This window comes from Arthrobacter sp. TJ-170, assembly GCF_058269305.1.
In genome coordinates this window covers 245,599-270,948 of the sequence record NZ_JBZCNL010000001.1, presented here as the reverse complement: position 1 = coordinate 270,948, position 25,350 = coordinate 245,599, and the positions used below count along the sequence as shown (strand labels likewise).

23 protein-coding genes are annotated in these 25,350 nt (G+C 62.7%); 7 read left to right on the top strand and 16 right to left on the bottom strand.

Annotation, left to right across the window (positions count from 1 at the left end):
* Positions 1 to 235: 235 nt before the first annotated feature.
* The 4 genes from AC4D1W_RS01325 (at position 236) to AC4D1W_RS01310 (ending at position 3,244) form a co-directional block, all read left to right on the top strand.
* Positions 236 to 790, top strand: a complete 555-nt coding sequence (locus AC4D1W_RS01325) for a hypothetical protein (protein WP_490897517.1) — start codon at positions 236 to 238, stop codon at positions 788 to 790.
* Between the two features lie 58 nt (positions 791 to 848).
* Positions 849 to 1,589 (top strand): DUF2382 domain-containing protein, encoded by a 741-nt coding sequence (locus AC4D1W_RS01320; RefSeq protein WP_490897516.1) that lies wholly within the window; start codon positions 849 to 851, stop codon positions 1,587 to 1,589.
* Positions 1,590 to 1,637: 48 nt separating this feature from the next.
* Positions 1,638 to 2,315, top strand: a complete 678-nt coding sequence (locus AC4D1W_RS01315) for a hypothetical protein (protein ID WP_490897515.1) — start codon at positions 1,638 to 1,640, stop codon at positions 2,313 to 2,315.
* Positions 2,316 to 2,452: 137 nt separating this feature from the next.
* Positions 2,453 to 3,244 carry an alpha/beta fold hydrolase gene (locus AC4D1W_RS01310; protein WP_490892301.1) on the top strand — a complete coding sequence of 264 codons (792 nt, stop codon included), beginning with the start codon at positions 2,453 to 2,455 and terminating at the stop codon, positions 3,242 to 3,244.
* Between the two features lie 153 nt (positions 3,245 to 3,397).
* On the opposite strand, the gene AC4D1W_RS01305 is transcribed toward AC4D1W_RS01310, so the two are convergent.
* The 4 genes from AC4D1W_RS01305 to AC4D1W_RS01290 all read right to left on the bottom strand — a co-directional run bounded on the left by AC4D1W_RS01305 (position 3,398) and on the right by AC4D1W_RS01290 (position 8,479).
* Positions 3,398 to 4,324 carry a carbohydrate ABC transporter permease gene (locus AC4D1W_RS01305; RefSeq protein WP_490897514.1) on the bottom strand — a complete coding sequence of 309 codons (927 nt, stop codon included), beginning with the start codon at positions 4,322 to 4,324 and terminating at the stop codon, positions 3,398 to 3,400.
* Positions 4,321 to 5,388, bottom strand: coding sequence for a carbohydrate ABC transporter permease (locus tag AC4D1W_RS01300; RefSeq protein ID WP_490897513.1), 1,068 nt, complete (start codon positions 5,386 to 5,388; stop codon positions 4,321 to 4,323). The genes AC4D1W_RS01305 and AC4D1W_RS01300 overlap by 4 nt, the downstream gene beginning before the upstream one ends.
* A 90-nt stretch (positions 5,389 to 5,478) precedes the next feature.
* Positions 5,479 to 6,795, bottom strand: coding sequence for an ABC transporter substrate-binding protein (locus tag AC4D1W_RS01295; protein ID WP_490897512.1), 1,317 nt, complete (start codon positions 6,793 to 6,795; stop codon positions 5,479 to 5,481).
* A gap of 46 nt (positions 6,796 to 6,841) precedes the next feature.
* Complete coding sequence (locus tag AC4D1W_RS01290) at positions 6,842 to 8,479, bottom strand: GH39 family glycosyl hydrolase (RefSeq protein WP_490892297.1); 1,638 nt, start codon at positions 8,477 to 8,479, stop codon at positions 6,842 to 6,844.
* A gap of 178 nt (positions 8,480 to 8,657) precedes the next feature.
* Between AC4D1W_RS01290 and AC4D1W_RS01285 the strand changes: the two genes are divergently transcribed.
* Positions 8,658 to 9,704 carry a LacI family DNA-binding transcriptional regulator gene (locus tag AC4D1W_RS01285; RefSeq protein ID WP_490892296.1) on the top strand — a complete coding sequence of 349 codons (1,047 nt, stop codon included), beginning with the start codon at positions 8,658 to 8,660 and terminating at the stop codon, positions 9,702 to 9,704.
* A 161-nt stretch (positions 9,705 to 9,865) separates the two neighbouring features.
* On the opposite strand, the gene AC4D1W_RS01280 is transcribed toward AC4D1W_RS01285, so the two are convergent.
* From AC4D1W_RS01280 to AC4D1W_RS01225, 12 genes are all read right to left on the bottom strand, one after another.
* On the bottom strand, positions 9,866 to 10,759 hold the full coding sequence (locus AC4D1W_RS01280; RefSeq protein WP_490892295.1) for an aldo/keto reductase: 894 nt from the start codon (positions 10,757 to 10,759) through the stop codon (positions 9,866 to 9,868).
* Positions 10,760 to 10,820: 61 nt separating this feature from the next.
* Positions 10,821 to 12,362, bottom strand: coding sequence for an arabinosylfuranosidase ArfA (gene arfA / locus AC4D1W_RS01275; RefSeq protein WP_490897511.1), 1,542 nt, complete (start codon positions 12,360 to 12,362; stop codon positions 10,821 to 10,823).
* Between the two features lie 45 nt (positions 12,363 to 12,407).
* Entirely contained in the window at positions 12,408 to 13,337 is a 930-nt protein-coding gene (locus AC4D1W_RS01270; protein WP_490897510.1) for a carbohydrate ABC transporter permease, read from the bottom strand.
* Positions 13,337 to 14,275: a carbohydrate ABC transporter permease gene (locus AC4D1W_RS01265; RefSeq protein WP_490897509.1), complete on the bottom strand. Its 939-nt coding sequence runs from the start codon at positions 14,273 to 14,275 to the stop codon at positions 13,337 to 13,339. The genes AC4D1W_RS01270 and AC4D1W_RS01265 overlap by 1 nt, the downstream gene beginning before the upstream one ends.
* Before the next feature lie 74 nt (positions 14,276 to 14,349).
* Positions 14,350 to 15,708, bottom strand: coding sequence for an ABC transporter substrate-binding protein (locus AC4D1W_RS01260; protein ID WP_490897508.1), 1,359 nt, complete (start codon positions 15,706 to 15,708; stop codon positions 14,350 to 14,352).
* A gap of 133 nt (positions 15,709 to 15,841) precedes the next feature.
* A complete protein-coding gene (locus AC4D1W_RS01255; RefSeq protein ID WP_490897507.1) occupies positions 15,842 to 16,948 on the bottom strand; it encodes a Gfo/Idh/MocA family protein in 1,107 nt (368 codons plus the stop codon).
* The gene (locus AC4D1W_RS01250; RefSeq protein ID WP_490897506.1) at positions 16,933 to 17,628 is read right to left on the bottom strand and encodes a ThuA domain-containing protein; all 696 of its coding nucleotides are present in this window, start codon (positions 17,626 to 17,628) and stop codon (positions 16,933 to 16,935) included. Before AC4D1W_RS01250 ends, AC4D1W_RS01255 begins: the two co-directional genes overlap by 16 nt.
* 24 nt (positions 17,629 to 17,652) lie before the next feature.
* On the bottom strand, positions 17,653 to 18,657 hold the full coding sequence (locus tag AC4D1W_RS01245) for a sugar phosphate isomerase/epimerase family protein (RefSeq protein WP_490897505.1): 1,005 nt from the start codon (positions 18,655 to 18,657) through the stop codon (positions 17,653 to 17,655).
* Between the two features lie 17 nt (positions 18,658 to 18,674).
* Positions 18,675 to 19,859, bottom strand: coding sequence for a Gfo/Idh/MocA family protein (locus tag AC4D1W_RS01240; RefSeq protein WP_490897504.1), 1,185 nt, complete (start codon positions 19,857 to 19,859; stop codon positions 18,675 to 18,677).
* A 25-nt stretch (positions 19,860 to 19,884) separates the two neighbouring features.
* Complete coding sequence (locus AC4D1W_RS01235) at positions 19,885 to 20,781, bottom strand: carbohydrate ABC transporter permease (protein WP_490892286.1); 897 nt, start codon at positions 20,779 to 20,781, stop codon at positions 19,885 to 19,887.
* On the bottom strand, positions 20,781 to 21,698 hold the full coding sequence (locus AC4D1W_RS01230) for a carbohydrate ABC transporter permease (protein WP_490892285.1): 918 nt from the start codon (positions 21,696 to 21,698) through the stop codon (positions 20,781 to 20,783). Before AC4D1W_RS01230 ends, AC4D1W_RS01235 begins: the two co-directional genes overlap by 1 nt.
* Positions 21,699 to 23,018, bottom strand: a complete 1,320-nt coding sequence (locus tag AC4D1W_RS01225; RefSeq protein ID WP_490897503.1) for an ABC transporter substrate-binding protein — start codon at positions 23,016 to 23,018, stop codon at positions 21,699 to 21,701.
* Between the two features lie 190 nt (positions 23,019 to 23,208).
* Between AC4D1W_RS01225 and AC4D1W_RS01220 the strand changes: the two genes are divergently transcribed.
* Together AC4D1W_RS01220 and AC4D1W_RS01215 are read left to right on the top strand one after the other, a co-directional pair.
* On the top strand, positions 23,209 to 24,231 hold the full coding sequence (locus tag AC4D1W_RS01220) for a LacI family DNA-binding transcriptional regulator (RefSeq protein WP_490897502.1): 1,023 nt from the start codon (positions 23,209 to 23,211) through the stop codon (positions 24,229 to 24,231).
* A gap of 84 nt (positions 24,232 to 24,315) precedes the next feature.
* Entirely contained in the window at positions 24,316 to 25,311 is a 996-nt protein-coding gene (locus AC4D1W_RS01215; protein ID WP_490897501.1) for a sugar phosphate isomerase/epimerase family protein, read from the top strand.
* The last annotated feature ends 39 nt before the right edge of the window (positions 25,312 to 25,350 follow it).

Here is a 25,350-nt window from a genome sequence, read left to right as displayed (position 1 = left end):
GCGGGCAGCCGTGAACCGTTATCTCAGAGGTGCAAAACTTCCCGGTTTTGGTGTCGGTAGTTATGAAGACTTCACCCAATAGGTCTTTGAGTAACGATGTTGTTGCAGCGCCCCCTGTGGTGGCATGAGTCCTTGAATCCAAATCATCAGTGTGCTTACGGTTATGAGGTACCCGCGCCGGGATTCGGAATGTTCAGGACCCCGGCGACCACCGATAGCACTCTGGAGGATCGCCATGAAGGCACGAAACAACCACAGTATGCGGCTGATGGCAGCAGGAATATTCACCGTCGCGGGACTGGGCCTCGCAGGCTGTAACACTGAAGGACCCGAGCAGGGCACCGATGTGGAGGACATCTCCGAGGGCGAGGTCGCGGAGACTTCACCGGCACCCGAGGAGCCCATGGAAGAGGTCACTGAAGACGCCGTCGATCCCGCTCTTGAGCCGTACGACGGCCCCTACGACCAGAACTTCTACGACGAAGCCGATGCCTATGTTGGCCAGGAAGTCACAATCTCCGCCGAAGTGACGGAAACCCTCTCGGATGACACCTTCGTGATCGCTGGTGCTGCTGGCACTGCCGTTGATCCGTTGCTGATCGTCGAGCTGGAGGAGATCCCGCCCCTGGATGAGGGCCAGGTCGTCCAGTTGACCGGCACAGTCCAGCAGGACTTCGATATCGCGGCCGCGGAAGAGCAGCTCGGGATCGATCTGGAGGACGAGCGGTACGCCGACTATGTGGGAGAGCCCTACGTTGAGGCCATGAGCGGGGAAATCCTCGAGGACTAGTCATCACCGTCCTGCCATCCCAGTACAAAGTGCACCACAACTGGAAAAGGAGAACACCATGATTTCCCAGAACGACATCTCCCGGATCCTCGAATCCGGCGGCAAGGTCATCGGTAACGACGGCGACAAGGTCGGCTCCGTCGGCCAGATCTACGTCGATGATCAGACCGGCAACCCCAGCTGGGTGACCGTCGACACCGGGCTCTTCGGCTCCAACGAGACCTTCATACCCCTCGAAGGCGCAACGCTTGAGGGCAACGACGTCCGCGTCGGATACTCCAAGAACAAGATCAAGGATGCACCCAACGTCGCTCCCGACCATCACTTGAGCGAGCAGGAAGAGGCCGAGCTCTACCGCTACTACGGCCTTACGACCGGTGGCTACGAATCGGACCGTGACACGGTCGGCCATGACACCTCCGGCCCGACCACGGACGATTCAATGACCCGTTCGGAAGAGCAGCTCCGCGTGGGCACCGAACGCCATGAAGCCGGCCGTGCCCGGCTGCGCAAATATGTCGTGACCGAGGACGTCACCCAGACGGTCCCGGTCCAGCGCGAAGAGGTCCGCCTTGAGCGTGAACCGATCACCGACGCCAACCGGGATGAAGCCCTTGCCGGCCCCGACCTCAGCGAGGAAGAGCACGAGGTCGTCCTCCATGAGGAGCGCGCAGTCGTGGACAAGGAAACAGTGCCGGTCGAGCGGGTCCGCCTGGACAAGGAAACCGTCACCGAGCAGCAGACCGTCAACGAGGAAGTCCGCAAAGAGCAGATCGACACAGACGACAACGGACGCTAATCCGTCTTCGCCCAGTCACTCACATCACATTCGACTTCAGGAGAGATCATGAGCACTAGCGCAGGATCAGCCCACAACGAGCCAGAAGACAACGACCGGGTCCACGACCGGCGTCTCGACGACGACCCTCGCATCGACGACACCCGTCGCATTGACGACACCCGGCGCCTCGATGACAGGGACCAGCGGGACCATCTGGTGGAACGGGAAAAGGAGAGGTTCGGCGGCGTCAAGATCGGCTCGGCCTTCTTCGGCTGGCTTACCGCCACCGGAACCGGTGTGCTGTTGACCGCCCTGGCCGCAGCAATATTCGGCGCGATTATCGGCAACCCCGCAACCACCAATGCAGATCCGCAGACCGCCAGTATCGTCGGGGCGATCATCCTGGCCGTGATCTTGTTCATCGCCTACTACTGCGGCGGTTACGTTGCCGGGCGAATGGCCCGGTTCGACGGTATGAAGCAGGGCATCGCGGTGTGGGTGTGGGCGATCGTCATCGCGATCATCGTCGGCATCCTCGGTGCAATAGCTGGCGCCCAGTTCAACCTCCTCGCCCAGCTCAACACCTTCCCGCAGATCCCCAACCCGGAAAACCTGACCACAGCAGGAATCATCTCCGCCATCATCGCCGCGATCGTATCCCTCGCCGGAGCGATCCTCGGCGGCAAAGCCGGAATGCACTTCCACCGCAAGGTCGACGAAGCCAACCTCGTCGACAACCGGTAACAACCGGTAACAACCGAGCCCCAGGGCTCACCAATCGGCCCACCTCCTACTCATGGAGGTGGGCCGATTGCGTACTAGGCTTGGCACCCCACCTCACCTCGCCCTGCAGCGCGGCAACGGAAGGACCATGATCTTCAATGTTGAACACCGAACGAAGCGGCTCCGGCAAACCACTCCTGCTCGTCCACGGGCTCGGGTCCAGCATCCGCAACTGGGATCCTGTCCTCCCCATGCTTCAGCAGCAGCGGGAGGTGATCGCCTTCGACCTTCCCGGTTTTGGCAAGAGCGATCCCCTCACCGGTGAGGTAACCATCGCCACCCTTACCGACGCCGTCGAACGTTTCCTTGGCGACGAGAATCTGGAAGACGCGGACATAGTCGGCAGCTCAATGGGAGCGCGCATGGTCGTTGAGATGGCTCGACGCGGGCACACGGGCAATGTGGTCGCACTCGACCCTGGTGGATTCTGGAATGACACCCAGGCGCGCATCTTCAACAGCACGATCACTGCGTCCGTCGCGCTCGTACGCCGCATTCAGCCTGTGCTGCCGTCGCTCGTGAAACAGGCCGCCGGCCGTACGGCACTCCTCGCCCAGTTTTCCGCTGCCCCGTGGAAACTCGACCCGGACCTCGTCCTCACTGAGCTCCGCGGATTCGCTACCTCCCCCAGCCTCGATGAAGCGCGCAGGTCACTCTCCCATGGACCGCGCCAGGAAGGCGCACCCCAGGGCAGCCTCAAAGGTAAACTCGCCTTCGGATGGGGCCGGCAGGACAGGGTCACGCCACTGAGCGAAGCCGCCGTCGCCATGTCGCTCTACCCGGACGCCACCCTCCACGTCTTCGAGGACTGCGGGCACTTTCCCCACTGGGACCAGCCGGAGGAAACCGCGCGCTTCATTCTCGATTCGACCGGCGGGCACGCTTCGTAATTCCGATAACGACGACGGCGGCAGCTCAGCCCGCCCTATGGCGATGAGGAACGTGAAGCTGCCTCGGCCCCCTCGTCCAGCAGATCCCGGATTGCTCGACGGAGTCCTCGTAGCTTGTGCGAAAGCATGACAGGACTCAGGGGAACCTGCTAGTCAGCCCTTGACCGCACCCTCCATGACACCGGCGACGAGTTGCTTGCCCGCAAGGATCAAAACCAGGAGTAGTGGTACCGCTATGAGGAAAACGCCCGCCATCACCAGTCCCGTGTCGGAAGTAAAGGCACCTCGGAGTTGAGGCACTACGAGCGGCATGGTCAGCTGTGATCGCATCACCACCGACGGCCAGAAGAAGCTGTTCCACGAACCGATGAAAGTGAACATGGCCAGCGTTGCCGCTCCGGGACGCGCCGCGGGCAACGCGATCGACCAGAAAATTCGAAACATTGATGCTCCATCTACCCGCGCTGCTTCGATCAGCTCGAACGGCAGAGCTTCCTGAAGGTACTGCGTCATCCAGAACACGCCGAAGGCGCCGATGAGCCCTGGGACGGTCAGCGCGAGGAGCGAGTCGATCCAACCGAACTCGTTCATCATGACGAACATGGGGATGGTGCCGATCTGGGCCGGGATCACCATGGTGCCGATGACCGCGAGGTAGAGCGCCCGCCTACCGCGGAACCTCAATTTGGAGAAGGTGAAGCCGGCGAGCGTCGCGAAGAACACCGTGGATGCGCTCACTGAGACAGCGACGAGCAGCGAATTCACGAATGCCACCCAGATGTTGAATTGTTCGGTCGAGAAAACCTGAGCGAAGTTCTCGAAGAGGGTCAATGTCGGTAGCCACGTCGGCAGGGTGCCGACCGATCTAGCAATCTCGGTGGTCGTCGATGAGCCGTACATAGCGGCGGCATAGAGCGGGAAGGCAGATAGGACGAAGGCGACGGCCAGGAAGGCGTATGTCACCCAGCCCGGCCGGCGGGCGGAAGGTTGGTTCGCGACGGCCCTGCCCTCGGCTTTCCGCTTCTTCGCGTACTTGGCGGCACCTCGGCCCGCCGTGTTCTCGACGTATGCCGCATTCATCGCTGGCCTCCTTCGCGTGACTGATCTGTGTTTGTTGGCTGCGCTTCGCGCCCCCTGGACGACGCCCGGATGAATCTGGGCATCCGGCTGGCACTGGCACTCGACGATGCGACTCTGCCCGTCAAGGCGATATTCAGCAGAGAAAGCGCCAAGATAATCAGGGCGAAGATCCAGCCGACCGCGGCAGCTTGCCCGAGTCGATCCTGCCACTCGCCAAATCCGAGGTTGTAGAGGTACAGCACCACAGTGGTCCACTGACTATCAGCGCCGCCGACGCCGCCGCCCGTTCCCCCACCATCGAACATCCGGGCCTCATCGAAGATTTCAAGGCCTCCGATCGTCATGGTCAGAACGACGAAGACCAACGTTGGACGGATGCTTGGAAGGGTCACCGAGAAGAACTGTCGCACACGGCCAGCACCGTCCACCGTGGCGGCCTCATAGAGGTCGCGCGGCACCGCCTGCATAGCAGCGAGAAAAATCAGCGCGTTGTATCCCGTCCAGCGGAAGACGACCATCGAGCCGATGGCGATGTGGGACAGCAATCGGTCCTGGAAGAACGGGGAGCTGTATTCGGTCCAGATACCGAGCTCTTGCAGGTTCGGCACGAGAAGACCGAACTGGCCGAAGACCTGACCGAAGATCATCGCGGTGGCCACCGGCATCACGACGAAGGGGAGGAGGACGCTCATGCGCCAGAACGTGCGGGCGCGAAGATTCTGGTCGAGGATCGACGCAATCAACAGCGCCACGATAATTTGTGGGATGCCACCCCACAGAAAGATAGAGAACGTGTTCCCGAGCGACCGCCAGAACAGCGGTTGGCTTAGCACCCAGGCAAAGTTGTCAAGGCCTACGAAGTCGCCCATACCTGAGCGGCGGTGCCAGTCATGGAGCGCGACGACGACATTGAAGGCGAGCGGGAACGCACCGAAGATCGCGAAGATGATGAAGAACGGCGAGATGTAGAGATAGGGCGAGACCTTGATGTCCCAGCGAGACAGCCGCTGCCCCCAGCCGACGCGACGCGTTGAGCGCGAATGGGCCAATGTAGTTGTAGCCATGGCTCGAGCCTTTCCTGAGTTCGAGGTGGTGGCCCGCCGGACGGCGGTCCGGTCCCCAGGAATTGAGGACCGGACCGCGATACGGGCGGGTTATTCCGCGGTGTCGAAGCCGAGTGCCTCGAACTCGCTGACGACCGACTGCCATGCCTCTTCCGGCGTAACACTGCCGGATTCCACGAGGGCGATGCCGTTCGTGACCAGTGTCTGGATGCCGGCGAAGTTTTCGCCGCGGAAGCCGCCTGCTGCCGAATCGCCGGCCGACGCGGCGAGACTGCCGTAGATCTGGCCGACGCGCTGGTTGCCGTAGAACTCGTTCTCGGTCTCGGTGATATCGGGGCTTTCGATGGCTTCGAGCTGCGAGGGGAACTGCCCGGTGGTGTGGAACCATTGCACGGCCGCCTCGGGGGACGTGAGGTGGTCGGCGAGTTTGACAGCCCACCCGGTGTTCTCGCCCGTCGCTGGGACGGAGAAGAACGAGCCGCCCCAGTTGCCGCCGCCGTCGGGGAAGGTGCTCGAGACGCGCCACCCCTCGATGCCGTCAGCGTTTTCGGCAATGATGCCGGTCATCCAGGCCGGGGTGACTACGGTTGCCCATTCACGGTTCTGGAAGCCTGCGCCCCAGTCCGCGTGACCGATCGGGATGCCTGCTGACACGCCGTCCGCGGCCGCATCAGCGAATGTCATGAACAGTTCCTTGACCTCGGCGTTGTCGGCGAGGTTGTACGGGTTGCCCGACTCTGGGTCCTCGAAAGCGTTAGGAAGCAGGTTGATTGCAGCCTGAAAGGCGCTCGACAGCGAGTCGATGAAATAATTGTCAGACGTCGCGACGTACTCACGGCCGGCGTCGAGGAACGACTCCCATGTGGCGGCGTCGCCACCAATGTACTCCCCGAACGCTTCAGGATCTGCAGCAACACCAGCAGCCGAGGTCATGTCCTGATTGAAGGCGATACCAAGCGGACCGATGTCCGTGCCGTATCCGGTTATGACGCCATCGACAGACCCCTGTTCGACCTTCCAGTCCACCCATCGACCGGGAATCGCAGGGAGCTCAGCCCAGTCTTCCGGCGCCGCCATCATCTCGCTCCACCAGTCGAGCTCAATCAGGTGGACGTCCGACAGACCGGCCCCTCCGGAGGAGAGACCGTTGCGCAGTACGGTCTGAGCCGAGGCGCCGTCGGGGAATGACTCCACGGCCACCTTGATTCCGTATTCCTCCTCAAACGACGCGAGCAATTCCGGAGGGAAGTCCATCCAAGCGGCGACTGTCAGCTGCTCGGGCTTGTTATCTTCGGACGCTGCCTTACCGCCTCCGCCTGCTCCTCCTCCTCCATTGCAGGCCGTGAGAGCGAGGGCTGTAAACGCCGCGAATGCGGTTACTCGTGCGGATCTCTTCGTGAATTTCATGATGCGGGTCCTTTCGATACTTCGTCGTATATGGGATTCGTCGGTGTCAGGGTGTGGGTGTGGAGGGGAAGATCGACATCACGGCCCAGGGTGCGAGCGACACATCGACTTTGAGCACGCCGTCGGTGTCGACGGTGAGCGTTCTACGGTCCAGGTCATCGGCGATCGTCGTGAGATCGGCGACGTCCTGGCGTGACAGGTTGAGCGGCTCCCCCATCCGGTGCCATGCGGATGCGACATCCCCGTGATCCTGGTCGAGGATTTCGACCTGATAGGCATCACCAGAGGGCAGCCCGGCTACGGTGTGGACGATGCGCCGGGCGGGGCCTTCCGCGGCGAGACGACGCGTTTGTGCGTAGGAGTCTGCAGCGCCTACAGACCTCGCGGCCATGGAATCCGGATAGTTGAAGAACAGCGCAGCGACGGCGTCATCCGCAGTGCGGGTGATGATGCCGTGCTCGGTTTGCAGCGCTATCCGGTCGCCGAGGCGGTTGAGCATCGCCATCGCGTGGAATGTGGGCTTATGGATGCCCTGTTCGTTGATGAAACCGAAGCCGCCGTGGAAGGGCCCGATCCCGCCGCCACCTTCCTCGAAAACGTCGGTGAATGCCCAGTAGGAGATCGAGTCGGCGAGGTTGTGACACTGGAGGAAGACGCGGGCAATGTAAGTCGCGGCGAACACCGTGTCGTGCATCCGGTCTCGACTCGATGGCGACGTGGACCACTCGGTGATGTGCAGCTCGGCGTCCGGGTATGGGGACTCGGTGATGATCTGCCGCATGACCGCCAAATCGCTGCGCGTTGCGTCGCGCTGTCGGCTGATGGGGCGACCCACACCCTGAGTGTCGAAGGCGAAATCTGTCGGATATAGGTGGGTGGAAAGGAAGTCGATGGGAAGGCCGCGTTCGGCGCAGTATGCGAGGAACTCGTGGATCCACACCGGCTTCCACGGAAGGAGTTCGGGATCGGGAGCTTCCGCCGTGGCTGCCTCAACAGACCTGTCGTGGTACTCGCCCTCGTAGCGGGCGTCGGGCACGAAAACCGACGATGAGGGGCCGCCCACCCGGAGACCGGAATCGATCGCCTTGATGGCCTTTGCGGTCTCCTCGTAAAGTTGGAAGTACTCCGTCCTGGTACCTGTCCAGAAGTGAGGCACGAGGTTCGGCTCATTCCATACCTCGAACGGCCAGGTGCGAACCTCCTCTATTCCATAGCGCTCGATCCAGTGCTCGACAGTCGCGGTGACGAGGTCGGTCCAAGCATCCATGTGCTTCGGAGGGCTACAGTGCGCCTTCCACCAGAACAGCGTCTCGGTCTGCGTGGCGAGTTCACGCGGCATGAAGCCGAGCTCCACGAACGGGCGAGCACCGGTGTCAAGGATGGCGTCGAACACCTTGTCCACATACGCGAAGGTGTAGACCGGTTCGGCGAGCGGTGTCGGCGGACCGAAACCACCACCGTTCGACGCGCGGTACACGAACATGTCGTCGTGAAAGAGGCCATGGAACCGCACGTAACGCGCACCAAGCACCTCAACGGTTTCGCAGAAATGTTGCTGCCAGTCGGCACGCAGTGCCTCGTTGGCGCGGCCTGCGCCGACGCATTCGCTCCACACGTGCCGCAGCTCGATATCGCTGCTCGGGCGCCCGTCAACCAAGACGCTTGCCGGTGGTACCACGGACATGACGGCTCCTTTGGTCGCGAAACGGCATGAGCCGATTCGTTTGCGAAATAGTTTCGCAACATGTATCGTAAATTTATAGTAGATTTCACCGTTCCGCCTGTCAATAGGTGCGGTGGTAGCCTAATTGGTGAGACGACGGGTGGTTACCTAACGAAATGTTTTCGAAGGGAAGGGCTTCATGACTCCTGATACCACCGGGCGGCGAGCAACTCTGGCGGATGTCGCCACGGCTGTGGGCGTCTCAAAGGCGACAGTCTCCAAGGCGCTCAACGGACGTAACGACATTTCGCCCAAGACCCGCGAGCGAGTCCTCGCTGCGGTCACCGCTCTGGAGTATCGGCCGACGACGCTTCCGATGCCTTTCGCTGCGCGTCGCGTGGTTGCCGTCGTCTTCGACCTTCCTGCCTCGCCCTACATCCTCGGCGTCCTGCAAGGTGCTTTAGCGGAGGCCGACAATTCCCACGTCGATCTCCTGACACGCCTTGCCCCTGAGCGCACCTCGCGCACGCATCGCGCGGTGGCGCGAGATTGGATCGCCGATCAGCGTAGGTCTGGTGTCGTCGGCATTATCGGCCTCACGCTTTCCGAACCCGACGGACTCATCGACGCGGCGAGCGACGTGGGCCTGCCGTTCATCATCGTCGACCCGGTCGATACGGGGCATCGCCGGATGGTGAGCGTTGGATCGAGCAACTGGGCGGGCGCGCGTACCGCAACCGAGCACCTTATCGGCCTGGGTCACCGACGCATCGCTTGGATCGGCGGCCCCGAGGCGTCCGATGCTGCCCGCGACCGACGGCTCGGATATCAGGCAGCCCTCGACTCAGCGGGCCTGGCGATCGACCCTGCCATCATTCGGTCCGGCCCCTTCGCGGTCGCCGCCGGGGTCGAGCATGCGCGCGAGCTGCTCACGTCTACGCACCCGCCTACGGCGATCATGGCGGCCAACGATGAGATCGCCGTGGGGGTGCTCACCGCGGCGCACGAGCTGGGCATTCAAGTGCCTGAAGGGCTCAGTGTCACCGGTTTCGACGACACTCCTCAGGCTGCATGGACGACGCCGCCGCTCACGACGGTGCACCAGAACCTCGAGGGCATGGGCGCAATGGCGGTCCAGACCATCCTCGTTATGGAGGAGGGCCGGCGCCCCTCCTCCCCGCATGTCGAGTTGGCGACCGCTCTTACGGTGCGCTCCAGCACGGCCGTCACCCGCGCCGACCACTGACTGTCGCAGCCTCCTCGCTCTCTACCGGAGGTGCGTAACGAGGAAAACTGCTTACGCTCGGAGCCGGCAGACGTTGGCTGCGGCCGTCAATGGGCAGGTGCCGGAACCCCGTCGCTGCTAAGCCGTCCTGGGCTCGTAGTCCGGGCCGCCTGCCGATGGTGTCAGGAGCGTGAAGCTGCCTCGGTCCCCTCGTACGCCGACGCATCGAGCAAGTCGACTTCCTCGTCCGTAAGCTTCAGATCGACGGCGCTGGCCGAGTCGCGGATGCTGGCGGGCCGGGAAGATCCAGGAATGGGAATGACCTGGGGCGACTTGGCCAGGTGCCAGGCCAGGCAGACCACTTGGGGGCTTACACCGCGCTCCTCGGCCACCTCTCGGAATGCGCTGAAGCGATCGCCCAGCGCGCCGGCCGAGGCGATGCCTCCCAGGGGGCTCCACGGAAGGAAGGCAATCCCAAGCTCGTCACACAACCGGAGCTCAGGTTCGCTGCTCCGGAACGCCGGTGAGAACTGGTTCTGCACCGAAGCGAGGCGTCCGCCTAGGATCTCCTGGGACAGCCGGATGCGCTCCGGGGTCGCATTCGAGATTCCCGCAAGGCGGATCTTTCCCTCGTCCAGCAAGTCCCGGATTGCTCCGACGGAGTCCTCGTAGGGAACCTCCGGGTCCGGGCGGTGGAATTGGTAGAGACCGATGGCTTCGATGCCGAGCCGTTTGAGAGACGCTTCCGCGGCTTTCTTGATGTATTCGGGCCTGCCGTTGAGGGTCCAGGAGCCGTCACCCGGCCGGAGGTGCCCGCCCTTCGTGGCTATCAGAACGTCCGAAGTGTCCCCGCCCCAGCTCGCGACCGCCCGGGCGATGAGGGACTCGTTGTGCCCCACCTCGTCCGCGTGGAGGTGGTACGCGTCGGCGGTGTCGAACAGGGTGATGCCCTCATCGAGTGCCGCGTGCACAGTGGCTATGGCCTGGGCTTCGTCCGGCCGTCCCTCAATGGATATCGGCATCCCGCCGAATCCGATGGCACTGACTTCGACGTCGGAAATTTTGCGCGTCTTCATATGTTCGGTTCCTTTGTTCGGTCGTTTCATTAATGGTTGCTCTTGGTCGAGTTTTACCGGATCAGCCCAGCGCCACCGCAGTCCAGGAGACAGGCGGCAGGGTCACTGTGAGGAGGCCTTCGTCGTACGTCGCCGTCGAATTTGGCTTGAGCTGCACTCGGTTCGGGGCGTCCTTCGTGTTTCTGGCGTACACGTCCGCATCGGAGATCATCTGCGATTCCAGCAGGGCTACATCACCGAGCTTGGCCAAGTTCACGGTGACCGTGATGGCATCGGAGAGGGACCGGTTGACGAGGAAAACCGCAGCACGTCCGCTCCCGGCGTCGTACGTCGCCCCGGCATCCACGAGCGGCACGCTGCCCAGCTCGTCCGTCTCATACTGCTCGCTTTCAACCCGGACGTCGAGGGCGACGCCGGCCGCGAGCCTGGACGTGACCGCAAACGGATAGTAGGTGGTCTGCCGCCAGGCGGGACCACCGGGCTCCGTAGTGATCGGTGCAATCACATTCACAAGCATTGACATAGCCGCCGACGTCACGCGATCGGCATGCCGAAGCAGGGAGATCAGCAGCCCGCCGACCACCACCGCATCCGCCACGGAGTAGACGTCTTCGGCGAGCCGGGGAGCCTCCGGCCAGCTATCACCCTCGATCTCGTCGGTGCGGTAGAACCGGTCTGCCTGACGCGGGAATCGCCGGAGGTTGTCGCCCAAGTACCAGACGTTCCACTCATCAAAGGAAATGTTGAGTGTCTTCTCACTGCGCTTGACCGCTTTGACGTGGTCAGCGGTCGCGATGACCACGTCAAGATACCGGTCCATCTTCACGGGGGCGGCCAGGAAAGAGCCGAGGTCTCCGTTCTTTTCCTCGTAGTAGCCGTGGCAGGAGATGTAGTCGACGTCGTCGTAGGCGTGCTCCAGTACCACCCGGTCCCAGACGGGGAACGTGGGCATTGTCGGATGGGAGGATCCTGAGGCCACGAGTTCCACCTCCGGATCCAACTGGCGCAGCGCTTTCGCTGTGCGCGACGCCTTCTTTCCATAGTCTTCAGCCGATGAGTGGCCGACCTGCCAGGGACCGTCCATCTCGTTGCCGAGGTACCACATCCTGATGCCGAAGGGGTCCGGCCGGCCGTTCGCTATCCGCTCTTCGGCCAGCGTGGAACCCTTCGGGATGTTCGAGTACTCGACCACATCGAGTGCGTCCTTCGTGTCGGCGGTGCCCAGGTTAACTGCGTACATGAGTTCACCGCCCACCTTCTCGACCCAGGAGGCGAATTCGTGCAGCCCCACCTGGTTCGTCTCACTCGATCGCCACGCCAGATCCAGCCGGCGGGGACGCTGGTCTTTGGGACCAATGCTGTCCCTCCACTGGAATCCCGAAACAAAGTTGCCGCCCGGGTAGCGGATGCCGGTAACGCCCAGTTCTTTCACCAGTTCGATGACGTCCCGACGGAAGCCCTCCTCGTCGGCGGTAGGGTGGCCGGGCTCGTAGATACCGGTGTAAACGGCGCGACCCATATGCTCGATGAAGGACCCGAAGAGCCGGCGGTTGATGGGGCCGATGACAAAGTTCGGGTCGACGGTCACACGGGCGTTAGGCATACTGCTCCTCAATGGTTGGTGGATGACGTTCAAGCGGTACCGCGACTACTTCAGGCTGCCGAGTGACAGTCCGCCCTGCCAGTACTTCTGCAGCATCAGGAAGGCGATGATGAGCGGTATCACGGAAATCAGGGCTCCGCTTGTCACCAGGTGCCATACCAGGCTGCTGGCGGTGGCGGAGTTCGACTGCACCTGCCAGGCGTTCAGACCCACAGTGACGGGAAGCAATGTCGGGTCTGAAATCATGGCGAGCGGCAGGAAGTAGTTGTTCCAGCCTCCGACGACGGAGAGCAGCATGACAGTCACAACGGCCGGCCGCATCAAGGGCAGCGCGATGGTGGCAAAGGTCCTGAATTCTCCTGACCCATCCACCCGGGCAGCATCCAGCAATTCGTCCGGGATTGCGTCCTGAACATAGACGCGCATCAGATACACGCCGAAGGGGCTCAACAATGATGGGAGGATCACCGCCCAGATGGTGTTGGTGAGGCCGAGGTTATTGAACAGCACGTACGTCGGGATAACCAGCGCCGTCGCCGGTACCATCACCGATGCCAGCAGGATCATGAAGCTGACTGTTCGCCCCCGGAAGCGGTATTTCGCGAACGCATAGCCCGCCAGGACGGCGAGGAGTGTTGCGCCGATACCTCCCGCAGTCGCGTACAGGAAGGAGTTCCCCAGCCATTTCAGGTAGATGCCGTTGTTGTAGGTCGTGAGCTGTGCGATGTTGTCGAACAGGGCGAAGTCCTGGTCAAACCACAGTGGTCCTCCGGTGCCGGTAAACAGCCCCTGGGTGCTCTTTGTCCCTGCAACAAAGAGCCACCACATGGGAAGGAGGAAATAGAGGGATGCGACGGCAAGGAGAATGTGCAGGCCGACCGACTTCTCGCGCCGGGGCTTGCCGCTGCCCCGTTTCTTTCGTGGACTCGAGGGGGTTACGGCGTCATCAAGGAGAGGTGCAGGTGAAGTTGTCATCAGCGGAGTCCGCTCTGCTTGCGAGTGGCGATCAGGAAAATGATGGAGGCGAGGAAGACCAGAAGCCCTAGCGCGAAGGAGATGGCCGACGCGTAGTTGAACTGCTGATACGAGAACGCCAGATTGTAGGCGTACAGGTTCGGGGTGTACGCGGCGTCGATGGCGTTGCCGGCCAGGGGTGCGAGCACCTGCGGTTCGGTGAAGAACTGCAGCGTCCCGATCAGTGAGAACACAACCACCAGCACGAGTGAGGACGCGACGATCGGCACCTTGACCTGCAGCGCTGTCTGCAGCTTCGACGCTCCGTCAATACGAGCGGCTTCGTAGATCGAGGGGTCAATCGACTGCAGCGACGCGTAGACGATGATCATGTAGTAACCCGTCCACTGCCACGTCACGATGTTGGTCAGCGACCAGAAAATCGAGTCACGGCTGAGCATGTCCGGCGCCTGCATCTGAAGGAACTCGAAGAATGTCACCAGAGGCCCGAACGACGGGCTATACAGGAACCCCCACATGAGTGCTCCAATTACTCCGGGGATGGCGTAAGGCGCGAAGATGAGGAGCCGCGAGAAACGGGACAGTCTGGTTCGAACGTCGTCGAGGATGAGCGCGAGGATGAGCGCCAGCCCGATCTGCAGTGGCACGAAAACGACGGCGAACGCGGCTACCCTCGCCATTCCCGCCAGGAAGCGCTGGTCGTTGAATGCAGTGACGTAGTTCGCCAGCCCGGCGAACTGCTCGCCTGCCGCAAGGGTGTTGGTGTGCAGGCTCATCCAGAATGCATAGGCGAGCGGCAGGACGAGGAAGACCAAAAACACGACCGCGAACGGAGCGAGAAAGACCCACCCGAATCGCGCGTGCTTCTGCTCCAAAGTAGTCCCCCGCTTCACAGCAGGGGGACGCCCGGATTTTTGTAGCGGTGTGGTGGCTGACATGTGTTACTTCCTTGGGACGCAAATGGGAGGACCGCTGTGCGGGCGAGGTGGTACCCCGCCCGCACAGGCCTGACTCATTTCAGGGTGAAACCCTGTTCTGTGGCATAGGTCTCAAGCGACGTCTGGAGCTCATCCGCGGCTTCAGATGCCGATATGTTGCCTGCAATCGCCTCGGACAGCAGACGCTGTGACTCGTCGTAGTAGTACTGCGAGAACGGCGAGAACGTCACACCCTCATAGGCGAGAGCAGCCGGTCCGAAGACCTCCTTGTTGATCTGCTGGCCGCCATAGAATTCGTACGGGCGGTCCTGGAAGTAGTCGGATTCGATCATCTCGGGATAGGCCAGGAAGAGCCCACCCACCTCGACCCCGAGTTCCTTGTTCTCCTGGGGAACATAGAGCTCGGCAGCGACCTTCGTGGCAAGTGCCGGATCATCAGCTTGAGCTGTGACGGCCAGCGTGCTGCCGCCCCAGTTCACCTGCTTGGGGTCGGCACCTTCCCACTGCGGAATCGGAGCGGCACGCCACTCGGCATCCGCCTCGGCACCTTCGAAAGCGGGGATGTGGATGTTGTACCAGACCGGGTAGATAGCGGTCGCATACCGGCCGCCGCCGAGAGCGGTATTGAACTCGGAGGTCCACGCCTGATCGGTACCTACAAGGTCGCGATCAACCAGATCGAGCCAGTAGTCGAAGACTTTCTTGCTTGCCTCGTCATTGTGGTTAATGCTGATTTCGGTCGGATTGCCGTTGTCGAACTCAAACGGTGCGGCGCCGGCCTGGTCGAGGAGAGCGTAATGCTGGCCCTGCCCATTGGGTGCGAAGTTGCCGATCAGAGTCTCTCCACCGGTAGCCTCGCTCAGCTGCTCGGCCGCTGCAGCGTACTCCTCCCAGGTGGTCGGAATCGCAATGCCGTGCTCCTCGAAAATGTCCGCCCGGTACCACATTCCGACCGGACCGAGGTCGACCGGCACGGCGTAGACGCCTTCGCCGCTCGAGACGTCGCGCCAGGCCCCTTCGGTGAAGTTGTCCTTGTACTCCTCAATCCCATGCTCGGTCATGTCGACCAGGCCGCCCTGGATGAGGAAGCTGTTCAGCCAGTCGTACTCGATCTGAACGATGTCGGGAGCCCCTGACTTGGACTGGAGCGAGGTCGAAAGCTTGGTGTACGCATCGGCGCCCTGACCGGCGTTCGTCCAGCAGATCTGTACGTCGTCATGGCTCTCGTTGAAATTGTCGACGGTCTGCGCAGTGTCCTCGAACCAGGCCCAGTACGTGACAACCGGAACGTCCTGCACCTTTATCTCGTTAGTGCAGTTGGTTTTGCTCGCTCCGGCGCCGCCTCCGCCACCGTTGTTATTGGTACAGCCGATCAGTGTTACGGCAAGTGCCGCAGACATCCCCGCTCCAAGCAGGGCTCTTCTCTTACTCATTGTGTTGCTGGTCCTTTCGCGGTGCAAAGACACCGTTGTCGGCGGCATGTGTGCCGCAGTTGCTGCGAGAGACATGTGCTTCTTCTGACGCGTTCATCCTCCTAGCCCGGGTCGGAAAAAATTTGCCAAGCCTCTACGCCACCGGCTGCGGCACCTCCGCCAGCGGCACTGCAGCAGGCCGATCCGCACGGCTCTTGAGGGGCACCGATGTACCGGTAGCCGCGGAGTTCAGCAGCGACTCCATAACGTCGAGCACGTGGTAGGCAAGGTTGCCGTTGGCGCGGTGCTGCTCCCCCTCAGGGGTCTCCGCCATGTCCCCGAGCCCGTACCCGCGACCCGAGTCCCGGTAGCCCGCGCTGACCGGCAGCACCTTGAAACCGGCGTCGCGCTCGGCAAGCGTGCAGATCTCCACATCACCGTCGAAGTAGTTGGGGTCAGGGACAATAAGGCTCGCTGTCTCGCCGTGAATCTCGATATTGGGCGACCGGGTCTGCACGGCATCGAAGCTCATCACCAGGGTCGAAATTGCACCCGACTCATGCACCAGCACGCCAGTCACATGGGTGTCAGTGGTAACGGGAACAGATTCCCCAGCCCGTGGCCCGGAACCGATCGTCCGTGACGTGCGGGTATGGCTCGCCGCCCCGATCACCGAGGAAACCGGCCCCAGAAGCGTGACGAGCGCCGTCACGTAATACGGACCCATATCGAGCAGCGGACCACCGCCGGGAAGGTAATAGAAGTCCGGATTGGGATGCCAGCGCTCGTGGCCGGGCGTGACCATGGTGGCCGTCGCCGAAATCGGAGCACCGATCAGCCCGTCATCAATCGCCTTGCGTGCCGTCTGGATACCGGTGCCCAGCACCGTGTCCGGCGCACAACCGACCCTGACGCCGGCCGCCTCTGCAGCGTCGAGCACCTCCCTCGCCTCCTCGGTGGTCGCGGCGAGCGGCTTCTCCCCGTAGACGTGCTTCCCGGCGTCGATCGCCCGCAGCGCCACCTCGGCGTGCGCAGCGGGAATGGTCAGGTTGAGGACGGCGTCCACGTCGTCGGCGTCCAACAACTCATCGACGCTCACCGCCCGCACACCGGGCTGTGAGTCCGCGACCGTCTGTGCGCGCGCAGGATCAAGATCGGCAACCGCGACCAGGTTCAAGGAATCCAACTGCGGGAATGTCTCCAGGTACTTCGCAACGATGGCTCCGCAGCCAACGATGCCGATGTTCAACGGCTTGCCCACAGCATGCCCCTTTCGATGATGGTGCGTACGTTCGGGTCGTCGAGGATTTCCACCCGGTGGCCGGGGGTGCTGACGAAGATGCGGCCTTTGCCCCACTGACGGGTCCAGATCGCAGGAGAAGTGACCGGGCGGTTCCAGGGGTCCCACTCGCGCACTGCCTGTGTGGTGGTGGCGAGGACGTCGATGTAGTCGTCCGCGAGCACCCAATACTGCTCGGTGACCAGGTCGAAGTCCCCGATCCCCTGGGTGATGGGATGGTCCGCCGCGGCGGGCAGCATGTTGACCCGGTACGGCACGTAGTTGTCGGATTGCTCGCCGGTGCACTCGTCCGGATGCTTGCCCGGATGGCAGGCGAACTGGCCGCCGATCAGGTGCAGGTAGTCGGACTCGTTCCGGTAGGAGTCGGCGATGCCGCCGTGCCACCCGGCCATCCCCGTTCCGGCTTCGATCGCCGCGCGCAGCCCGCGGAACTCGTCCTTCTCGATCGTGTTCATCGTGTTGCACTGAACAATCAGGTCCACGGTGGCCATGTACTCGGGATCGGCGTAGATCTTGGGGGATTCCTCGACACGGACGTCGTAACCGCTTTCGCGGAGGAACGGAATGAAGCGCTCGGTGGCTTCCACGGGCTGGTGGCCGTCCCACCCGCCGCGGACTATCAGGGCGTTCTTGTTTGTCATGTCACGTCTTTCTATTGGTAGGGGTCAGTGCCCGGTCGAGAATGCGGCGTCGAAGGCGGCGGCGGAAGGGGCTATCTCGCCCAGTTGGCGAACCAGCGCGAGTGCTTGCGGTGCGCCGACGAGCCGGTCCATGCCTGCGTCCTCCCACTCGACGCTGACCGGCCCGCTGTAGCCGATGGAGTTGAGCATCCGGAAAATCGGCTCCCACTGCACGTCGCCGTGTCCGGCGGTGACGAAGTCCCAGCCCCGCCGTGGATCACCCCACGGCAGATGCGATCCCAGCCGTCCGTTGCGCCCGTTCAGTTGGCGCACGGATTCCTTCACATGTACATGGAAGATGGAGTCGGCGAAGTCCTCCAGGAACATCACCGGGTCAAGGTCCTGCCAGATGAAGTGTGAAGGATCGAAGTTCAGCCCGAAGTTCTTCCGTCCGGCCATGACGTCCAGGGTCCGCCTGGCGCTCCAGTAGTCGTATGCGATCTCCGACGGATGCACTTCCAGCGCAAACCGCACGCCGGCGTCGTCGAACGCGTCCATGATCGGATCCCAACGGTCCGCGAAGTCCTCATAGCCGTCGTTGATCATCGAATTCGGAACGGGCGGGAACATGGCCACGCACTTCCAGATCGAGGAGCCGGTAAAGCCCGTTACCGTGCCGGCACCGAGCCGCGCGGCCGCGTGGGCAGTGGCCTTCATGACTTCGGCAGCACGACGGCGGACCCCCTCCGGCTCGCCGTCTCCCCACACCCGATCGGGGAGGATACCGCGGTGGCGTTCGTCGATCGGGTCATCGCACACGGCCTGCCCGGTCAAGTGGTTTGCAATCGCATGGACCTGAAGGTTATTCCGCTCGAGGATGTCGAGGCGGTCGCGGAGGTAGGCGTCGTCCTCGAGGACGCGCTCCGGATCGAGGTGGTCGCCCCAGCAGGCAATCTCCAGCCCGTCGAAGCCCCACTGGCCCGCGAGCCGCGCGACCTCCTCAAACGGCAGGTCCGCCCACTGGCCGGTGAACAGGGTTACTGGACGCATTCGGTTCTCCCTTTCTGTCATGACTCGATCCGCTGCCAGCGCGATTCATTGGTGGCGCTCTGCTCCACCGCGGCCAGCACCCGTTGGACCTGCAGTGCCTCAGGGAACGACGGCGACGGCTGCTTTCCGTCGGCCAGAGAGTTGATGAGGTCCACCACCTGGTGCGTAAACCCGTGCTCATAGCCGAGGCCGTGGCCCACCGGCCACCAGTTGCCCGTGTACGGGTGATCCGGTTCGCCGACCTGGATGCGCCGGAACCCGGAGGTGCGGCTGTCATTGGCGCCGTCGTAGTACTCCAGGACGTTCATGTCCTCGAAGTCGAACGCGATCGAGCCCTCGGATCCGTTGATCTCGAGCCGGATGGCGTTCTTGCGGCCCAGCGCGAACCGTGTTGCTTCGAAGACGCCGATGCCGCCGCCGTCGAACCGCGCGGTGAAGGCGGCGGCGTCGTCGACCGTTACCGGTCCGCGCTCCCCCGACTCGTCGCCGCGGCCGCCCAGACCAACCAGGTTCCCGCCGACAGGGCGCTCGGTCACGAATGTCTCCATCAGTGCCGAGACGCCGCTGATCTGCTTACCGGTTACCCACTGGGCCGCGTCGATGATGTGCGCCCCGATGTCACCCAGGGAGCCTGATCCGGCCTTCTCCTTATCCATCCGCCACGTCAGCGGGGTGAGCTCGTCTGAGAGCCAGTCCTGCAGGTACTGCGCGCGGACATGGCGGATGGTACCGATGCGCCCCTCCTGCACCAGTTCCCGTGCCAGGGTCAGCGCCGGCGTGCGGCGGTAGCTGTAGCCGCACATGGCCAGGACACCACGCTGGGCTGCCGCATCGGCGACGGCGACCATGCGTTCAGCCTCTTCCACCGAATTGGCCAACGGCTTCTCACACAGGACGTGCTTCCCGGCCTCGAGCGCGGCGATCGCGATCTCGGCGTGGGTGTCCCCGGGAGTGCAGATGTCGATGAGGTCGACGTCGTCGCGCTGGATCACTTCCCTCCAGTCGGTGGCGGTCTCGTTCCAGCCCATGCGTGAGGCAGCGCTGGCGGCGGCGTCGGCGTTGCGACCCACAAGGACGGAAAGTTCGGGCTGCAGCGGCAGGTCAAAGAACCGCGGAGCCGTGCGCCAGGCGTGTGAGTGGGCGGCGCCCATGAACGCGTAGCCCACCATGCCCACCCGGAGTGGAGGGGTATTGGAAGTCATGAAAGTCCTTCGTTTGCTCGATCATTCACTTGCTGAAGCCCGCTGTGAGCCCGCTGACCAACTGTTTCCGCGCCACCGCGTAGAGCACCAGCAGCGGCAGGGTTGCCAGCATGACGGCGGCAAGCACCGCCGGGATGTTGATCGTGTACTCGCCCTGGAACGCCCAGAGTGACAGCGGCAGCACGCGCTTGTCCGGACTCTGGGTCAGGATCAGCGGGAACAGGAAGCCGTTCCAGACGTGTAGGGCGTTGTAGATTCCGACGGTCACCACGGCCGGGCGGGTCAGCGGAAGGGCGAGACGCCACATCATGCTGAACTCGGAGCAGCCATCGAGCCTCATGGACTCGAACAGTTCCTTGGGCACGTTACGCAGAAAGTTCGAGAGAATCAGGACCGAAATCGGGATGGCGAACGCGATCGAGGGCAGGATCAAGGCCAGCAGGGTGTCATAGAGCCGGGCACGGGTGATCATGTAGTAGATCGGAATGATCGTCGCGTGCAGCGGAATCGCCAGCCCCATCAGGAAGAGCGTGTTGGTCCAGGTGATGAACCGGCCCTGCCCCCGCACGATCGCGTAAGCGGCCATGAAGGAGATAACGAGCGCCGGCAGCACAGTGCCCACAGTGACAATCGTCGAATTCACGAAGTACTGGGTGAAGCCCTGCTCCAGGACGAACGCGTAGTTGGCGAGCGTCGGATCCATCGGCGGAGCAAGCGGGTTGCTGCCAAAGAAGCCGGCCTGGTTCTTCAGGCTGGTGATCACCACGTAGTAGATCGGCAGGATGATGACCGCGAGCCAGATCCAGCCGCCCAGACCGCCGAGGATGTTGGGGCGGTGGCCGGAGCGCCAGCGTCGTCGTTGCTGGCCTGCTGAGCCGTGGCGTTTGGTTGTTGCCTGCGGTGTTTCCGTTGTGACTGCCATCAGGCACCTTCCAACTGGCTTGCAGAGCGGTTCCGGCCGCCGAAGCTCTGAACGAGAATCGCAAGGCCTAGCCCGACGACGACGAGGATGACTCCCAGCGCGCTGGCCGCACCCATGTCATTGGCCTGGAAACCGGTGAGGTACATGTGCAGGGGCAGCAGGCGGGTTGCGTAACCCGGACCGCCGGCCGTCAACACGAAGATGAGGTCGAAGTAGGCCAGCGACCCGACCACCATCAGCGTGGAGGATGTGATCATGGTGTACTTCAGTTGCGGCAGGGTGATGTGGAAGAACTGCTGGATCCGGCCGGCGCCGTCAATCTGTGCCGCCTCGTAGAAGCTGGCCGGGATCTGCCGCACACCGCCCTGGTAGATAAGGGTGTGGAACGGCACGAACTGCCAGGCGATCACGAAGACGACGACGAAGAGCACCAGGTCCGGATTGCCCAGCCAGTCCTGGGCGAGAATCGGAAGACCCAGGCCCGGGCCCATCCCGAAATTCGGGTCCAGCAGCGCCTTGTAGGCGATCGCTACGGCCGCCGAGGAGAGCAGCAGCGGAACGAAGTAGATCACGGCAAGCAGTGCACGGTAGCGCTGGGTGCCGGCAGTGAAGACTCCAAGCAGCAGGCTGATCGGAATCTGCACAATCAGGGAGAAGAACATGATCTTCACCGTTACCCAGATGGCGTTCATGGTGACCGGGCTGGTCAGGGCCGTGACCCAGCTGTCGAGACCGGTGAGGGTGATGTCGCCGAGACCATTCCAGCTGGTGAAGCTGAGGAAAACCACACCGATCAGGGGGATTATGGCGAAGATCAAAAAGAACACGAGGGCCGGGACGGCGAACCAGCCCAGGGAGGCCGCGCTGCGGCCTCCCCGCGCTGGTGACGCGGACCGGGTTTCGGTCTGCAGAGCCATTTACTGCTCCAAGGTCCCGTTCATCGTCTCCGCGAACTGCTCGGGAGTAATTTCACCGAGGAAGATACGGTCCAGGTTGGCGAGCATCGCGCTGCCCTGCTCAGGGCTGAGCGCCTGGTCCCAGGAGAGCTGGAAGTTCGGTGCGCCCGTCGCCATGCCGTAGAGCTGCGTGAGGAAGTCCTTGTCTTCGGACTCTGCAAGCAGGTCCTCCGCGCCGACCGTCGGCGGGATGGCGCCGGACTCGACGAGGTTCTGCGTGTACTCCTCGTTGTAGACGCCGTCCTTGAGGTACTCCAGGGCGGCTGCCTTCTGCTCCTCCGTAGCGGTCTCGGAGATCGACAGGAAGTTGCTCGGGTTGCCGACAATATTTTCCGGATCGCCCTTACCGCCCTCTACAGCCGGAAAGGTGCTGTAGCCCAGGTTTCCGGAGGAGACGAACTCCGGGGCATCGTTCTTCATCGTCTGGTAGACCCAGCCACCCTGAAGCAGCATGGCTGCCTTGCCGGTGTACATCAGAGCGGCGTCAGCACCGCCGTCGGCCGCTACGGAAGAGAAGCCGTTGACGAAGCCACCGGCGTCGACCAGCTCCTGAATCATGCTGAGGGCCTCGATAACCGCGGGATCAGACCAGGCTTCCTCTTCGCCGTCCAGGATTGCCTGGAAGACCTCCGGTCCGCCGACCCGGTCCACCAGGTAGGAGAACCACATCAGGTTGGGCCACTTGGACTGGCCGCCAAGGGAGAAGGGTGCGATGCCGGCCTCGTTGAACTTCGGCACGAGGTCCATCAGCTCATCCCAGGTCTGGGGCGGCTCCGCCCCGATCTGCTCGAAGACTTCCTTGTTGTAATACAGCACCACAGGCTGCATGCCGGTGTAGGGAAGGGCGTAGGTGGTGTCATCGATCACGCCGTTCTCCAAAACCGCGGGAATGTAGCGTTCCTTCACCTCGGGGTTCTCCTCGAGGAATTGCGTCAGGTCCATCACATGGCCCTCGTCAACGTAGGACTTCAGAACGCCGCCGCCCCAACCGTGGATGAGAGTAGGGCCTTCTCCGGCGCCGATCGCAGTGCGGACCTTGGTCTTGTAGGCGTCATTGGCGAAGAAATCCAGCTTGATTGCAGCGTCGTTATGTTCCTCGTTCCACGACTCGATGGAGGGCTCAATGATCGACTCGTTGGCACCGGTCAGCGCCCAGAATGTGGGCGAACCCGTGCTGGCGGTGGTGTCCTGGGGGCCGCTGCTTCCGCAGGCGGACATGGTCAGCGACAGTGTCAGGGCGGAGGCGACGGCGACGATGCCTGACAGTTTGCGGTGCTTCATTCGGTAATTCCTTCCTCGGATCCGGGCCCACGCTGGCACCGGTCGATAAGAACCTTCTATGTCCCGCTCTTTCGAAATGTTTCGAAAGATGTTTCGGTTGGTGTAAAGTTATCTGCATCACACCGGAGAGGTCAATGGTCTCGACGAAATAATCCGGTAGCATCTGGACCCACGGAGAAAGAGAGACGGGATGGCAGCTTCCAGCACGGTCAGGTCAAAGGCCACTCTGGCCTCGGTAGCCGAGGTTGCCGGTGTCTCCATCCCCACAGTTTCGAAAGTTCTCAATGGCAGGGATGACGTCGCTGCCGCCACTCGCGACCGTGTGCTTGAGGTGATGCGCACTCTCAATTACCGCTCTGCAACGCCGCGGCGACGCACCGATTCGGTCATGATCGACGTGGTCGTGGAAAGCGTTACCACCGCCTACTACGCCGAGGTGATGGATGGAATCCTTGAATGCACCAGCGAGAACGGTGCGGAAGTGGTGCTCTCCGCCATGTCGCTGGAGGCCGTCAGCGCGGCCCAAAGGGTACAGCGAATGCTCGACGCCGGCCGGCAGGGCCTGCTGCTCGTCACCTCGAAGTGGGGTGGCAGTGACCTGCTCACCTTCCAGGAACGCGGCATCCCCGTAGTCCTGGTGGATCCGCTTAACCCTCCCGGTGCCGACGTCGTCAGCGTGGGTGCAACCAACTGGGCCGGCGGCAAGGCTGCCACAGAGCACCTGCTGGATCTCGGACATCAACGGGTTGCCCACCTTGGCGGACCGCCTCGCGCCGAATGCAGTCAGGATCGTCAGCACGGGTACATGGCGGCCCTGCTGGGACGCGGACTCGAGGTGCGCCCCGAATACGTCATTCCCGGGGAATTCACCCGGTCCTTCGGCATGGAGGGCTTGAGCCGCCTGCTTGAACTGCCGGAGCCGCCCACCGCGATATTCGCGGCGAACGACACTATTGCGAGCGGAGTGTGGGAAGAGGCACGGCGCCGCGGCCTGGAGTTGCCGGCCCAGCTGAGCATCGTTGGATTCGACGGCACGTCCTTCGCCGAACAGGCGATGCCCCAGCTGACAACGGTGGAGCAGCCACTGAGGGAAATCGGCCGTTCCGCCGCCCGGGCGCTGCTGCGCCAGATCGACGGCCAGGAACCGGACTCATCCCGCATCGAGTTGGCCACCCGGCTGCTCGTCAGGGAATCGACGGCGCCCCCACAGTAGGCACGCGGCGCACTACACGTGAGCCAGCGCGCCCTTTTATCTCGAAAAAAATTATAGGAAATACGATTCACGAGGGAGTGCTTCATGGTTTATACCGCAGATACCTGGCCCATTACCGCCGCACTGCTGCAGTTCCCCCACCACGGAACGGACGGTGTCACTATGCAGGACGCTGAGCCGGCCGTGTGGGAGAACGTCTTCCGGGAGGTGCGGGATGCCGGCTTCAGCAACGTTGACCTCCTCGACAGCTGGATCCGCCCCGGTGATCTTTCCAGCGAGCGCCTCAACGAGCTCAAGCTTGCAGCTGACAATGTCGGCGTCGGAGCGCCCGCCATTTCGGCAATCCGCCGCAGCGTCATCGACGAGCAGAATTGGGAAGACAACCTCGCCTACAGCCATCGCACGCTGGAAGCCGGCGCACAGCTCGACTGCGAAGTTGTTTCCTTCGGGCTGCACCAGGCACTCACCCCTGAGCAGAAGAAACAGCTGTGGTTCTGGACAGTCGATGGTCATAAGGATCCCGAAGATGATCCCGAGCTGTGGCACAAGGCTGTCAAGAGGCTCCGGGAACTCGGCAACCACGCTGCGGACCTGGGGCTCCTGATGTCCCTCGAGATGTACGAGGACACCTACCTCGGCACCGGCGACTCGGCGGTCCGGCTTGTCCAGGAGATTGACCTGCCCAACGTCGGGCTCAACCCCGACCTCGGCAATCTGGTACGCCTCCATCGTCCCATTGAGCCCATCCAGGAGCTCGTCGCCAAGACCATGCCCTACGCAAACTACTGGCATGTGAAGAACTACAGCCGGGATGAGGACCTGGCGCTCGGGCAGTTCGTTACCGTGCCGACTTTGATGGAAACAGGCGTTATCAACTACCGGGAAGCAGTCCGCACGGCGCTCGCCTCCGGCTTCCAGGGCATTATCTGCACGGAGCACTACGGCGGAGACGGCCTGAGCATCTCGGCCAGCAACCAGGAATACCTGCGGAAGAAGATCCTTCCCAGGACCGAGGACTATGTCCTCGGCACGCCCCTCGTCGCGCAAGGCCGTCAGAAGGCGCGCCAGACCGCACACTGACGCAGCCGGCGAATCAACCGCGGGATTTACCCGCCTTCA